The sequence below is a fragment of the Streptomyces sp. NPDC048361 genome (genome assembly GCF_040651795.1).
Taxonomy (GTDB): domain Bacteria; phylum Actinomycetota; class Actinomycetes; order Streptomycetales; family Streptomycetaceae; genus Streptomyces.
The window spans coordinates 1-14,354 of the sequence record NZ_JBEZKW010000051.1 but is presented as its reverse complement, the minus strand read 5'-3'; the positions used below and the strand labels follow the sequence as shown (position 1 = coordinate 14,354).

Below are 14,354 nucleotides of genomic sequence, written 5' to 3'. Positions count from 1 at the left end.
CCATGCCTGCAAAGGGCAAGCACCGCCGCCCCAAGTCCAGCTCGCTCAGCCGGGGGCTCGCCGCCGCCGGAACCGGCGGTGCCGTACTCGCCATGCCGGTGATCGGCGCGACCACCGCCTCCGCCGCCCCCGCGTCGGCCCACACCGCCACGGTGGCGAGTGTCGCCGCGGCAGCCAAGCCGGCCACGGCCGTGAAGGCGTCCCCCACGAGCTACGCCGTCGTCGCGGGAGACTCGCTCTCCAAGATCGCCGACGCCCTCGACGTGACCGGTGGCTGGAAGCAGCTCTACCAGGACAACCAGAGCGTCATCGGCAGCAACCCCGCCATCATCCACCCCGGCATTCGGCTCACCCTCAGTGGCCAGGACAAGGCGGCCGAGACCGCGCGTGACGCCTCGGCCGGCCGGGCCGACCGCTCCGCACGCCCGGCCACCCTGACCACCGCGAGCACGGCCTCGTACGCCAACAACCTCGACGGCTGGATCAAGCAGTCGCTGGACATCATGGGCCGGCAGGGCATCCCGGGCACCTACGACGGGATCTACCGCAACATCATGCGTGAGTCCTCGGGCAACCCGATGGCGATCAACAACTGGGACTCCAACGCGGTCGCCGGAACCCCCTCCAAGGGGCTCCTCCAGGTGATCCAGCCCACCTTCACCGCCTTCCACGTGCCGGGCACCTCCACGGACCTCTACGACCCGATCGCCAACATCACCGCGGCGTGCAACTACGCCGCCAAGACGTACGGCTCGATCGACAACGTCTTCGGCGCCTACTGAGACGACCGAGCGAACACCCAAGAAGGCCGGGCGCCCTCCACGGCGGAGGGGGTCCGGCCGGACTGTTGGTCGTCCGGACTTGGTCATCCGGACTGTTGATCACGGTGGCCCGGCCCGTGGCCGAGGTCCGCAGGTGCGGTGGCCACGCGGTGCCCACGCGGTGCGGTGCAACTTTCGTTCACCCGGCGGGGTGAACAATTTGAAGGCTGCACGTTTCTGCATACGCGTCTGTTCCTAGGGTGGTAGTGCGTCACCCCGGACCACGGTGACTGTCCGACTACCGTGCCCCCCGCACCCCGGGGGCCTTTGCTGGACCGGGAGTTGCCCATGGGAACCACCGCTCGGCCGTCCGTCTCGGCTCCTGTACCCCTTCCGCCGGGGCTGTTGCCTGAGCGGTGCCGTCATGCCCGTACACATCTGGTGCACGGGGTCACCGTCGTCGAGGTCCACGGCTGCGTCGACCTGGCCAGCGCCCCCGACGTACGGATGCACCTCGACGCGGCCACACAACCGCCCGGCGCCCGCGTGGTGGTGGACCTGCGGTCCGTGGAGTTCTTCGACTGTGCCGTCCTCGCCCTGCTCTGCCGGGCGCACCGCAGGATCCGGGAGCGCGGTGGCCGGCTGGGCCTGGTTTGCGTACGGCCGTGGCATCTGCGTGTCCTCGCTGCGGGCGGGATCTACGCGCTGATCCGGCCGGCCGCCACCGTCGAGGATGCGGCGCTCGCCTCACCGATCGGCCCGCGGGTGTAGTCCAACACCCTCTGAAAGAAACCCTGTTGGCGCATATGGCGATGCGTCACCGTGCGCTGTCGCGACGCATGTGACGGTACGTCGTTGCGCGCCCTTGCGATTCGGCGGCTGTCTCGAGGGTGCACCTTCCGCTGCCCTTCCGTACCTTCACTGGCGTTCCCCGCGGTGATAAGCACGTACAGCCGGACTTCGCGTCCCACCACCAAAGGGGTTCACGTGCACGCCCACGACAGCCAGCAGGGCCGATCCGTCTCGCCCGGCGGGCCCGTGCCGCGGGCCGCCGAACGGGGCGAGGCGCCAACGGTCGGCCAGGGCCTGGCGGGTGGCGGGTTCTCCCCGGAGCAGGTGCGCGCCCTTCAGCGGTCCGCCGGGAACGCCGCGGTGGCCGGACTCGTCGCCCAGCGGGCCGCCGCGGTGCAGCGCTCCGCCGTCCACGACGTACTGCGTGGATCCGGCCGGCCGCTGGACTCGGAGGTGCGTGCCGACATGGAGAGCAGGCTCGGCGCCGACTTCGGTGACGTCCGGGTGCACAACGACGTCGCGGCGCAGCGCTCCGCCGCCGAGATAGGCGCCCGCGCCTACACCTCCGGAAGCCATGTCGTGGTGGGCCGGGGCGGCGCCGACCGCCATACCCTCGCGCATGAACTCACCCATGTCATCCAGCAGCGCCAAGGACCCGTAGCCGGCACCGACACCGGCGGGGGCTTGAGCATGTCGGACCCTTCGGACGCCTTCGAGCGGGCGGCCGAGGCGAATGCCACCCGGGCGCTCTCCCAGCCCGTGGCCGACCAGCCCGTGGCCGACGCCGAGTCGTCCGCCGAACCCGTACAGCGAGTATGTGACGGGCCATCGCATGCACATTCCTCTGCCACCGCTCCCGCCGCCGTACAGCGGGCCGTTGGGTTCGAGTTCGAGGCGCAGTGGAACGTCCGGCGGGTCGCCGATCCCGTGGCCGACACCGCGATCCATGAGCAACGGATTTCGCAGAGAGACCGGTTGCTCAACGCCAAGCTCATGGAGCTGGTGATCAAACCCCAGGCGAAGCAGCTGACCGAGGAGGAGAAGGCCGAGTCCCCCGAGGCGCTCCGGGCTCGCTGGTTCGACGGGGAGTTCCTCAACGCGGTGGGCGAAAGGCGGCTCGAAGCAACGGAGTTCAAGCGGGGCAGTGCACAACGGGCCGCGACCGAGATGAGCCTGATGATCTCCAGTCAGATTCCCGAGGCGCCCCTGATGGGTGAGAACCTCGGCAAGGGGCGAGGGCCCGATGGCGTGGTGGTGCGGGGCACCAAGTACGACCTGACCGCGGACGCCAGCCCCTCGGGCGGCTCCAACCTGGAGTGGGTCACCGACCCGTTGGACACCGTGGCCGAGGTCGGCACCGTACTCGACGGCATCACCCGCATGGCCCGCTACCTCAACGGGCGCCAGAAGGACGCCTCCATCCCCTCCGAGGACGTTACCGCCGGAGGCGGCACGCCCGAGCCCCACCTGCGCATCTACCCCTTCAGTGGGGCGCTCTCGTTCTCCCCGCAGACCACCGCCGGGATGCGCCTGGACCGGCTGCCGGACCTCATTGGCTATCTGGCCGACAAGGACGAGAAGCCCAGGCCGAAGACCCTGGGCGGCATGCTGAACACCATGCACGGGAAGATCACGCATGCCGGTGAGCGGCGCGCGCGGGCACGCCGCGACCTCTTCGCCGGCGGGTTCGGTACGTTGCCCGCGGCCAAGGCGGGCGCGGAGCGGGCGGTGGGGGAGCTCAGCGCGACCCCTCCCGAAGGGCTCACCCTGTCCAAGGGCGACATCGGCAGCCTGACGGGTCTCGTCATGCATCTGGGCGCCTATGTGCTGGAGGGCGAGGAACTGCCGGCGGGCGCCAACGCCAAGTCGATCGCGGGCGGTCTCATGGCCCGCACCGATTTCGCCCACAACTTCGGTCTGCTGCCGCGCCCCGTGCAGGAGTACTTCCGCGAGCACCCGGACCAGTTCGCCACCCTGGTTCTGAGGGCCGTCGACCGCGAGGGGAACATGCCATTGTTCGGCGCGTCGGTGGAGCGCGGTCTGGCGAACGACCGCACCCAGACCACGATCACGCTGACCCGTGCGAAGTGGCTCCGAACGGTGGCCCTCGGACACGACCTGCTGAAGAACACCGAGCACCTGACGCCCGAGCAGCGGGACATGGTCGACGACGAGCCCGGGGCGCAGGCCGTCCACAAGTCGCTCGGCGCGCTGGGCGACCAGGACAACAGCGTCACCGTGAAGAAGCAGGAGATCCAGCTGATGGTGGCCGAGCTGCGCCGCATGGAGGACCGGGTGCCTGCGGAGAAGCTGAAGCCTCTGGCCGTGGCCGCCTTCAAGCTGATCGAACAGCTCAACAACGGAAAGGACCTCAAGTACGCCAAGCGGGACTAGCCTTGAGGCAAGGCCGGCACCGGGCGGCGTATCGTTTCGCGGGTGACAGCGAAGCGAAAGATCATCCTTTCCATGTCGGTCTCGCTCGACGGCTATTTCGAGGGGACCGAACGGCAGATCGACTGGCACAAGGTCGACGACGAACTGCACCGGCATTTCAACGACGAACTCCGCACCATGGGCGCCTTTCTGGAAGGCCGGGTCACACACGAGCTCATGGCGGGATTCTGGCCCACGGCCGACGCCGATCCCGATGCGCCCGCGCCGGTGGCCGAATTCGCCCGGATCTGGCGGGAGATGCCGAAAGTCGTGTTCTCCCGGACTGTCCAGGAAGCCGAATGGAACGCCGTTGTCAAACACGAGGTCGTGGTGGAGGAGATCGAGGCGCTCAAAGCCGGGTCGGACGGAGACCTGGCGCTGGGCGGGGCGGACCTGGCGGCGTCCTTCCGGCGCCACGATCTCATCGATGAGTACCGCCTCTACGTCCACCCGGTCGTGCTCGGCAGGGGCCGGCCCCTGTTCATCCCCGACGACCCGGCCTCGGCACAGGCCGACGGATTCCGCGAGCTGCGCCTCGTCGAGACCCGTACCTTCGGGAACGGCGTCGTCCTCCTTCGCCACCAACGGGTCAGGGCATCGGCGTGACCGGAACTCACCCCGACCAGCCGCCACGACAGGGGAGCAGCACATGGAGTCCGTTTCACCGATGACGGCAGAGCAGTGGCTGGTGACGGCCGTCGAGGAGGCCCGGGCGGGTCTCGCGGAGGGTGGCATCCCGATCGGTGCGGCGCTCTACGGCGCGGACGGGACGCTCCTGGGGCGCGGACACAATCTGCGGGTGCAGGAGAACGACCCTTCTCTGCACGCCGAAACCACCGCCTTCCGCAATGCGGGACGCTTGCGTTCCTATCGGGGTACGACCATGGTGACGACGTTGTCTCCGTGCTGGTATTGCAGCGGCCTGGTGCGGCAGTTCGGTATCGCGCGCGTCATTGTGGGTGAGGACCGGACCTTCCGGGGCGGCCGGGAATGGCTGGCCGAGCACGGGGTCGAGATCGTGGTGCTCGACGATCAGGAATGCGTGGCCATGATGACCGAATTCATCGCGGAGCACCGGGCGTTGTGGAATGAGGACATTGGAGAATGACGCGGATGGGGTCCGGGTGTCCGGGGCAGGCGCAAGGCTCAAGGGCTTACGGTACAAGGCGCCGGACCCCGGGCCCGGGACGCCGGAATGAGCGGCCCCCCTCCCCCTCGGGTGCCCTCAACTCACCTGTCCTCGCACCAAATTGATTCGATGCGTCAGCTCGTCGAAGTGGCGGATCGTGGCAATAGCGGCGGGCAGCGTCGCCGGGCGTGGAGCCGAGGTGATGAGGACGGCCGACATGCCGAAGGCGTGCGGAGCGGTGGCGTCGTTCTCCGGGTTGTCTCCGACGAACAGGATGTCCTCGGGCGGGCACCCCGCCGCTTGCGTCACCGTGGCGTAGAAGCGCGGATCCGGTTTGCGCAGGCCCAGCGCGCTGGAGAGCACCAGCGCGTCGAAGCAGTCGGCGATCCCTGCCGCCCGCAGCGTCCGGAGACGTACCGAGTGGGGGCGGTCGGTGTTGGAGGCAAGCACGCAGGACAGCCCGGTCCCGCGCAGCACCCGTAGCGCCTGCGCCGCCCGCGGGTCGACCCCGGCGTCGGGCACCACGCTGAACACCGCCTCGACCGCGAGCCGCAGGTCGGGGACGACGGCACCGCAGTCGTGGGCGGCGCGCCGCAGCCGAGCGGTGAAGGAGGTGCGTACCCCGCGGGCCTGGTCGGTCAGGCGGAAGCGGCGGGTGACGCTGTCGAAGCGGCCGGCGAAGGTGTCGGGGACGAGCGCACCCGGCATGGTCCGCAGGACGTCCGCGACGCACTGTCCGTCCGGGGCCGGCCCATGACCGGCCAGGGTGCCGACGAAATCGAGCGCGAGCACGCGCACCTGTGCCATGCGGAGACCCTTCTGCCGGGATCGGCCTCACCCTACTGAGCCGGTCCGGCAGGATCGGGTTCATCCGCGTGCGGCGACCCACGACGTCGGACCCCGCCGCCCTCCTTCGCCCGGTTCGGGAGTAGCCGCCTCCCGAGCGGTGGTACGCGCACGTGTGCCGGCCCCGGCGGGTGTGGAAGTGCTCCCCATGCCTCCCATGGTGTGATGCAGCGTGGACATGACGACACGTGGACGAGAAGAGGGCCCGACCATGCGGAAGTGGCACGGAAGCCGGTGGGCGGCGGTGGCGGGTCTGACGGCTCTCGGCGTTGCCGCTCAGGTACTGCCCGCGGCCGCCGCTGCAGCGGAGCAAAGCGTCCGGGTCGCTGAAGAGGCCCGCGTGCAGGCGTACTTGGGGCGCATCGTGGACTCGCCGAGCGAGTTGCGGCGCTTCCTCGCGGACCTGCCGAAGGGCGGCGACCTCCACCACCACCTGGGAGGCGCGGTACGAGCCGAGTCGCTGATCGGGTACGCAGCACGGGACGGAAAGTGCGTCGACACGACGACCTACATCGTTTCACCGGGGCCGCGTCCGTGCGCCGCCGGCCAACGCCCGGCAGTGGACGCCGTGTCCCCGGGGCCCTTCCGGCGCGATGTGGTCAGGGCATGGTCGATGGAGGGGTTCGTTCTGCCGCCCGACGGGGATCCGCAGCCCGGGCACGACCACTTCTTCGACGCGTTCGGCAAGTTCCAGGAGGCCGCGGCCGGTCACGACGCGGACATGCTCGCCGAAGTGGCCCGCGCCGCGGCCCAGGAGAACAGCGGCTATCTGGAGACGCTGGTCACCCCGGAGGCAGGAACGCTCAACCGGCTCGTCGACGACATCCACCTCCAGAACCCCGACCTCCAGAACCCCGACACCGGGGATCTCGCAGCGTTCCGCTCCACGTTGACCGCCGACCCCCGTTTCGAGGCGCTGGTCCACCAGGCCGCCGACGACACCGACCGGAGCATCCGCGACCACCGCAAGCTGCTCGGCTGCGAGAGCAGCACCGCGCCGCAGGCCTGCGGGGTCGCGATCCGCTTCGACTACCAGGTGCTGCGCGCCCAGGACCCCCGCTATGTATTCGCCCAGCAGATCCTCGGGTTCGAGCTCGCACGCCACCACCTCGGCGGGTTCGTCGGCGTCAACATGGTGCAGCCGGAGGACGCGCCCGTCGCGCTGCGGGACTACACCCTGCACATGCAGATGATCGGCTTCCTCAAGTCCCGCTCCCCGCAGGTGCAGGTCAGCCTGCACGCGGGTGAACTCACCGAGGGCCTCGACGGAGTCGACGACCACGATCTGAGCTTCCACGTCAACGAAGCCGTCCGGGTCGCAGGAGCCGACCGGATCGGGCACGGCGTGGACCTCGCCCACGAACGGGACCCCGAAGCCCTCACCGCTCGGATGCGCCGGCAGCACATCCTGGTCGAGGCACCCCTCATCAGCAACGCGCAGATCCTCCGCGTCAGCGGCGACAGACACCCCCTGCGCACCTACCTCGAACGCGGCGTACCCGTCGCCCTCGCCACCGACGACCCGGGCGTCAGCCGTACCGACCTGACCGCCGTGTTCCAACAGGGCGTCACCGACCAGGAGTTGAGCGTCGCACAGCTGCGAACCCTGGCGCGCGCCTCCTTGGACCACGCCTTCGTGGAGGGCCGCGACCTGTGGAAGGAGCAGGACCGGTACGACACGTACGCCGAGCCGTGCACCCGGGACACCCCCGACTCCCACCGGCTTCCGAGCCGCTCCTGCCGTACGTTCCTCGCGACCAGCCCCAAGGCGGCGCTCCAGTGGAAGCTGGAGGCCGACTGGCGCGACTTCGAGAACCGGTACGCGCACCGCTGATGCGCATCCGGTGCGCATCTGGGCGTCACCCGGTCGCGGGGCTTCGAAGGGACTGCCTGGGGCGCCGGTCACCGTGGGCGGGCGTCGGCCGCAACGACGTCGGCTCGCCGCAGCGCCGGTGCGCAGGCACCGACCACCGCGGCGAGCAGGCAGATGGCGCCGCAGCCGGCGAGGAGTTGTTGTGACTCAGTCTGCGGCACCGCCCCGTGTTTGCCGCGACCTCGTGCCCCCACCCCACGGCGGCCACGAGCAGCGCGTGCCGGAGCGGCGGCCGTGGGGTGGGCGAGCGGGTTCTACGACACGATCTTCGCCGGGCACAGCCGGTGCGGCGCGCCGTGGTCGAGGGTCGCGTCCACGCAGCCGCCGGGCAGGCCTGCGTGGCTGGTGGTGCCGAAGTTGGCTGTGACGGTGAGGGTGCCGTCGCCGAAGACCGTGCGCTGCACGGTGCGGTCGCCCGTCAGCCAGGTGAAGGACGTCAACTCCTGCGTACCCGCCGCCTGGTGGAGCGGAGCGAAGTACGACTGGAATGCGGCCAGTTCATGCTCGTTCTGCTCGTTGCGCGGATCCTTGTCGCTGAGGACGAAGTTCAGCGGCGTGTTATAGAGCATCGCCAGGAGCGCCCGGTCCGTCTTCTCGTCGGGCAGCTTGCCGAAGGGCAGTTCCCAGCGCTCCACATTGACCAGCGAGCCGTGCAAGGCGGTCTCGTACAGCGGGACCCGGTAGGCCGGGTCGTACATCGCCTTGAGGGCGTCGGCCACCGCCGCCCGGTGCTCGGGCTTGAAGTCGCCCACCCGCACCGGCTTGAAGAAGGTGTCGGGAGCCGCGGCCGGGGTGTAGCCGCCCCAGGCGGTGTCGTCCTTGGGCTGGTCCGGCGTGGAGTCGAAGTGGCCGGTCTCCATCGGCCAGAGCCGCCCGTCGACGACGGTGCCCGAACCGTGGTCGAACGCGAGGACCTGATTGGCCCAGGAACCGGCCGCCTCCGAGCCGAGCACCAGCGGAACGGGCCGCGGGGAGCTCGGATCGTAGGTGCCGTCGGTCAGGCGCCGCATCCGCGCGAGCCGGTTGGCCCGGTCCTGCGCCATGGTCATCGGGTGGGCGGTGTCGTGGTCGTGGAAGAGCTCGCCCGCGGCGTCCACGTCCAGGAAATAGCTGGTCGCGCCGCCCGCCACCAGGGAACGCGTGCGCTCGGCGAGGTAGTGCCGCTGCGGCTCGGCCTGTTCGAAGGCCTGCGAGCTGAGGTAGCAACCCTGTCGGTGGAAGCCGGGCTGGGGTGAGCCGTCGGCCCGGCGCACACAGAAGGACGGGTAGACCCCGTCGGGCCATACCGAGTTCGGCGGGGTGTCGGGGCCCTTCTCGCGCCCGTTGGCGAACGAGTCGTAAGGCCCCACCAGATAGCCGGCCCGCCGCGCCGCCGCGATGTCCTCGCTCCGCATGGGGGCGTCATCGGCGTCGTAACCGAGCCAGAGCCGGTCCACGCCCAGCTGCGCGAGGTGTTTTATGCCCGTCGCACGGCGGGCGCCGCCCCACGCGTAGGCGTGGAACGCGCCGAGGAGCTTGCCTGTCTCCGGGTTCTCGCGGATCTTGTCGCTGAGGCTGCCGAGCATGCCGTGTTCGCTGAGCCAGTGCCGGTAGTCGACGGCGGGCGCGACCGCCGAGCCGTCGGTGAGGCTGAAGGCGACGGTGTAGTCGCCGGCCGCCTCCGCCCGCGCGAAGGTGTGCTCGGCCGTGGTGCGCAGACGCCCGTCCCGCGAGGCGTACGCGAGTGACGTACCGATGTCGGTGGGGGTGAGGTAGCTGACACCCCGGCCGCCGCGGAGCGTGTAGCCCCACACCGGAAGCGTGAGCTGAGAGGCCATGTCCTCGGTGGATCCCGTGAGTTGGGCGTGCGGCGAGTTCCAGAAGGGGTCGGCGACCGGCAGCGAAAGGCCTTCGCCGCGCGGCAGTTGGAGGGAGACGGCGTCCGGATCGGCGCCGGTGACCGGCCAGGCCAGGGTCGCGTCCCGGTCCGAGGTGATCGAGACGAGCAGCCTGCCGCGCTCGACGTGTGCCTCGACGTGCAGCCCCCGGCCCGGATAGGACCACTGGGCGCCCTTGTCCGAGCGGGTCACGCCGCCGGGCCTACCCAGTGTGCCCGCCGCCGGGTCCGACACCCTCACGGTCCGGCCGTCGTCGGTGTGCGCCTCGATCCCCAGCGTGGCGGGGTCGATGGTGGCCGTGCCGCCGGCCACCGGCAGATCCACCCGCGCGCCGTGGATGCGCGTCCCGGTGGAACTGGTGGGCCCGGCCGAGGCGGCGGGGGCGAGGCCGGCCGCCAGAGCGGTGGCGACGGCGAGAGCGAGCAGGGGGCGACGGGCACGGCGACGGGCCGGGCGCGCACTGGGAGAGTTCCCCTTGGTGGTGTCCATGGCGCAGTGATAACGAAGAGTTGTAAGAACGCTCTAAGAGGGCGCCGTGAGGCCGTCGGCCGGCGCCGGGGGCCAGCGGCCGGGGGAGAGGACGCCCAGCGCGTACGCCTTCGCCACCAGCGCCGTACGCCCCTGCACGCGCCAGCGCTGCGAGAGCCGGGTGAGGTGGTAGTTGACGCCGTCGACGGTCAGGCCGAGCGCCTTGCCGATGGCGGCCGTGGTCGCGCCGGACGCGGCGAGCGCCAGGATGCGGGCCTGCGCCTCGCTCACCGAACCGCGCGGCGAGGGCGCCGGCGCCGGGCGCTCGTGGCGGACGTACAGCATCGCGAGGAGCACCGGCTCGGGACTGAGGGTGCCCATGATGGGATCGATGGTGAACTCGCCGTGACGCTCCTCCTCGTCCGGGCCCGAGCGCCAGCTCACCTCAATGGGGTAGCGGGACGTGCGGCCCGTGCGCAACGCCCTGACCAGCCGCTCGATCTGGTCCTCGGAGCGCGGCGTGAACAGTTCGCGCAGCGAACGCCCCCGCAGCCGGCCGGGTACGGTGCCCCACTCCGCGGCCATCGCGGGGTTGGCGACGTGAATCTCGCCGTCCATCCGGCAGACGGCGATCGGTAGGGGGATGCGGTCGAGCAGGGTCAGGAAGTGGTTGCGCCACGTGCTGATGTCCTCCACCGCCGCCTGCTCGTCGGCCATCCGCGTGCCACCGCCCCATTCCAGGCCCGTCCGCAAGTGCCGGACGCGAGAAACCACTGCACAATCATGCAGTCCACGGCTCGGGAGCGGCACACCGGGCGGGTGAGGCTTGCACCATGACGGACACGATCCTGATCCCCACAGCAGCAGGCCCCGCCGACGACGCAGGGGTCCCTCTCGTCGACATCACGGCCCTGGGTCTCACCGCGACGCCCATCCAGCAGACCATGGAACTGGCCCGGGCCCACGGGCCGGTGTTCCGGCGCCGGCTGGGCGAGCACCAGCACCTCTTCGCCACATCGCTCGACCTGGTCACCGAACTCGCCGACGAGACACGCTTCTCCAAGGGCATCTCGAAGACCCTGGACTACGTGCGTGAGTTCGCCGGCGACGGACTGTTCACCGCCTACAACGACGAGCCGAACTGGTCCAAGGCGCACGACATCCTCATGCCGGCCTTCGCGCTCGGCTCCATGCGCACCTACCACCCGGCGATGCTGCGCGTCGCACGCCGTGTGATGGAGAGCTGGGACCGGCAGGCGGCGCTCGGCACGGCGGTCGAGGTCGCCGACGACATGACACGGATGACCCTCGACACCATCGGTCTCGCCGGGTTCGGCTTCGACTTCGACTCGTTCGGACGGGCCACCCCGCACCCCTTCGTCGAGGCCATGGTGCGCTGCCTGGAGTGGAGCATGCGCAGGCTCGGCCGTTCCGCCGACGCCGACCACAGCGTGCAGGACGAGGAGTTCGCGCGGGACTCCGCCTACCTCGCCTCCGTAGTCGACGAGGTCATCGCCGCCCGCACCACGAGCGGGGACACCTCCGTCGACGATCTGCTCGGCCTGATGCTGGGCGCCGCACACCCCGCGGACGGCACCACCCTGGACGCTGCCAACATCCGCAACCAGGTCATCACCTTCCTCATCGCCGGCCACGAAACCACCTCCGGCACCCTGGCCTTCGCCCTGCTCCACCTGCTCAAGGACCCGACCGCGCTGCGCCTCGTCCAGCGCGAGACGGACGAGCTGTGGGGCGACACCACGGACCCCGAACCGGACTTCGAGGACATCGGCAAGCTGCGCTTCACCCGCCAGGTGCTGAGCGAGACGCTGCGGCTGTGGCCCACGGCCGCAGCGTTCACCCGGCAGGCACGCGAGGACACCGTGCTCGGCGGGCGCCTCGCGCTGCGCGCCGGCGACCAGGTCACCGTGCTCACGCCGATGCTCCACCGCGATCCCGCGTGGGGCGACAACCCGGAGCTCTTCGACCCCGCGCGCTTCACCCCCGAGGCGGAGGCGGCTCGCTCGCCACACGCCTACAAGCCGTTCGGAACGGGCGAACGGGCCTGCATCGGGCGGCAGTTCGCGCTCCACGAGGCGACGATGCTGCTCGCGCTGCTCGCCCACCGCTACCGCTTCGTGGACTCGGCCGGCTACCAGCTGCGGATCAAGGAAACACTCACCCTCAAGCCCGACGGGTTCACCCTCTCCCTGATCCCGCGCACCGCCGCCGACCGCGCCCTGAACCGGGCCGCGCTGCCCGGCACGGGCCCGCGCCCGACGCCCGGGCCCACCGAGCCGGCGTCCGGGCTGCCCGCCCGGGTCCGCCAGGGCACCGGCCTGCTGCTCCTGCACGGCACCAACTACGGCACCTGCCGGGAGTTCGCCGAGCGGCTCGCCGCCGAGGCCACCGCCCTCGGCCTCACCACCGAAACCGCCCCGCTCGACGCCCACGCTGGCGCGCTGCCCCGGGACCGGCCCGTCGTCATCGTCGCCGCCTCCTACAACGGACAGCCCACCGACGACGCGGCCCGGTTCGTGCGCTGGACCGAGGAGGCCGAGCCCGGCGCGGCGCACGCCGTGCCGTACGCGGTGCTCGGCGTCGGCGACCGCAACTGGGCCGCCACCTACCAGCGCGTCCCCACCCTCATCGACGACCGTCTCGCGGCCCTCGGCGGGCAGCGGTTGCTGCCCCGCGCCGAAGCCGACGCGTCCGGTGAACTCATGGCAACCGTGCGGGAGTTCGCGCTCGCTCTGCGCGTGGCGCTGCTCGAACGGTACGGCGACCCCGACACCGTGGGCGCCGCGGCGGAGCCCGCCGAGGCCGCGTACACCGTCACCGAGATCACCGGCGGGCCCCGGCAGGCCCTTGCCTCGCGGCACGGCCTGAGGGAGATGACCGTCACCGAGGTCCGCGATCTGACGGCGCCGGGCCACCCGCGCCCCAAGCGTTTCCTGCGCCTCGCCCTGCCCGACGGCGTCGGGTACCGCACCGCCGACCACCTCACCGTGCTGCCCGCCAACCCGCCCGCGGTGGTCGCCCGCGCCGCCGCGGCCCTCGGCGTCGACCCCGACACCGTGCTGAACATCCACGCCCAGGGTGGCCCGGGCCCCGACGCGCTGCCCGCCGATCGCCCGCTGTCGGTGCGAGAACTGCTCACGTATTACGTGGAGTTGGGGGCGCGGCCCAGCGCCGCGCAGGTCGCGCTGCTCGCCGCCCGCAACCCCTGCCCGCCCGAGCGGGCCGCCCTCGAACACCTCGCGGCCGACGACCCGCGTCCCCTGCTCGGGCTCATCGAGGACCATCCGGCGCTGCGCGGCGCCCTCGACTGGCCCGCCATCCTGGAGCTGCTGCCCCCGCTGCGCCCCCGCCAGTACTCCGTGTCCTCCTCGCCCGCCCGCGACCCGCGCCACGCCGACCTCATGGTCGCGCTCAACCCGGGTGGCACGGGCTCCGGCCATCTGCACTCGCTGCGGCCCGGCGACACCGTACTCGCCCGTATCCAGCCCTGCCGCGAGGCATTCCGCATCGCACCCGACGCACCGGAACCCGTCATCATGATCGCCGCAGGCACGGGTCTCGCCCCCTTCAGGGGGGCCGTCGCCGAACGCCTGACGGCCCGTCAACCAGCTCCGGCCATCTTGTACTTCGGATGCGACGCGCCCGAAGCCGACTACCTGCACGCCGATGAACTGCGCGCCGCCGAACGGGCCGGCGTCCTCTCGCTGCGCCCCGCCTTCAGTGCCCCCGCCGACGGTACGGGCCGCTTCGTGCAGCACCGCATCGCCGCAGAAGCGGACGACCTCTGGCCGCTCCTGGAGGCCGGCGCGCGTGTGTACGTGTGCGGCGACGGCAACCGCATGGCGCCCGGCGTACGGGCCGCCTTCCACGCCCTCTACGCACAGCGCACCGGGGCCACGGCGGCGGAAGCCGAGAGCTGGCTGGCCGGCCTGACCGCCGAGGGCCGCTATGTGGAGGACGTCTACGCCGGCTGAGCCGCCGGTCACATTCGCCGGGCGGTCCGGGTGTCCGGGGGGCGGGCCCGCGCGGCGCGCACCAGAATCGTAGGGAGAGAGGAGGCCCGCCGCGCGGCGGGCCTCCCCGCCACCTCGACACCGGGAGAGAGCACGCGATGCCCACCAGGTCGGGGAGGCGGGTGGAATGCACGATGTTGG

Annotated in this window: 10 protein-coding genes; 7 read left to right on the top strand and 3 right to left on the bottom strand. The window is 71.2% G+C overall.

Translation table 11 applies throughout. The annotated features are described in order from the left end of the window. Positions 1-2 precede the first annotated feature (2 nt). From AB0D31_RS25770 to AB0D31_RS25750, 5 genes are all read left to right on the top strand, one after another. Entirely contained in the window at positions 3-782 is a 780-nt protein-coding gene (locus AB0D31_RS25770) for a LysM peptidoglycan-binding domain-containing protein (RefSeq protein ID WP_362727412.1), read from the top strand. A gap of 384 nt (positions 783-1,166) precedes the next feature. Further along, positions 1,167-1,532, top strand: coding sequence for an STAS domain-containing protein (locus AB0D31_RS25765; protein WP_362727476.1), 366 nt, complete (start codon positions 1,167-1,169; stop codon positions 1,530-1,532). Between the two features lie 216 nt (positions 1,533-1,748). Beyond that, on the top strand, positions 1,749-3,947 hold the full coding sequence (locus tag AB0D31_RS25760; protein WP_362727410.1) for a DUF4157 domain-containing protein: 2,199 nt from the start codon (positions 1,749-1,751) through the stop codon (positions 3,945-3,947). Positions 3,948-4,019: 72 nt separating this feature from the next. Further along, on the top strand, positions 4,020-4,592 hold the full coding sequence (locus AB0D31_RS25755) for a dihydrofolate reductase family protein (protein ID WP_362727474.1): 573 nt from the start codon (positions 4,020-4,022) through the stop codon (positions 4,590-4,592). A 61-nt stretch (positions 4,593-4,653) separates the two neighbouring features. Next, the gene (locus tag AB0D31_RS25750) at positions 4,654-5,094 is read left to right on the top strand and encodes a nucleoside deaminase (protein ID WP_362727408.1); all 441 of its coding nucleotides are present in this window, start codon (positions 4,654-4,656) and stop codon (positions 5,092-5,094) included. 117 nt (positions 5,095-5,211) lie between these two features. Here the strand turns inward: AB0D31_RS25750 and AB0D31_RS25745 are convergent, their stop codons facing one another. Continuing rightward, a complete protein-coding gene (locus AB0D31_RS25745; RefSeq protein ID WP_362727406.1) occupies positions 5,212-5,922 on the bottom strand; it encodes an HAD family hydrolase in 711 nt (236 codons plus the stop codon). Between the two features lie 250 nt (positions 5,923-6,172). Between AB0D31_RS25745 and AB0D31_RS25740 the strand changes: the two genes are divergently transcribed. Continuing rightward, a complete protein-coding gene (locus AB0D31_RS25740; RefSeq protein WP_362727404.1) occupies positions 6,173-7,795 on the top strand; it encodes an adenosine deaminase in 1,623 nt (540 codons plus the stop codon). Positions 7,796-8,088: 293 nt separating this feature from the next. Here AB0D31_RS25740 and AB0D31_RS25735 read toward each other — a convergent pair whose 3' ends face one another. Beyond that, positions 8,089-10,200, bottom strand: coding sequence for a glycoside hydrolase (locus AB0D31_RS25735; RefSeq protein WP_362727403.1), 2,112 nt, complete (start codon positions 10,198-10,200; stop codon positions 8,089-8,091). 33 nt (positions 10,201-10,233) lie between these two features. Then, positions 10,234-10,953: a PAS domain-containing protein gene (locus tag AB0D31_RS25730; RefSeq protein WP_362727401.1), complete on the bottom strand. Its 720-nt coding sequence runs from the start codon at positions 10,951-10,953 to the stop codon at positions 10,234-10,236. A 59-nt stretch (positions 10,954-11,012) separates the two neighbouring features. Between AB0D31_RS25730 and AB0D31_RS25725 the strand changes: the two genes are divergently transcribed. Beyond that, positions 11,013-14,174, top strand: a complete 3,162-nt coding sequence (locus AB0D31_RS25725) for a cytochrome P450 (RefSeq protein ID WP_362727399.1) — start codon at positions 11,013-11,015, stop codon at positions 14,172-14,174. Positions 14,175-14,354: the final 180 nt, after the last annotated feature.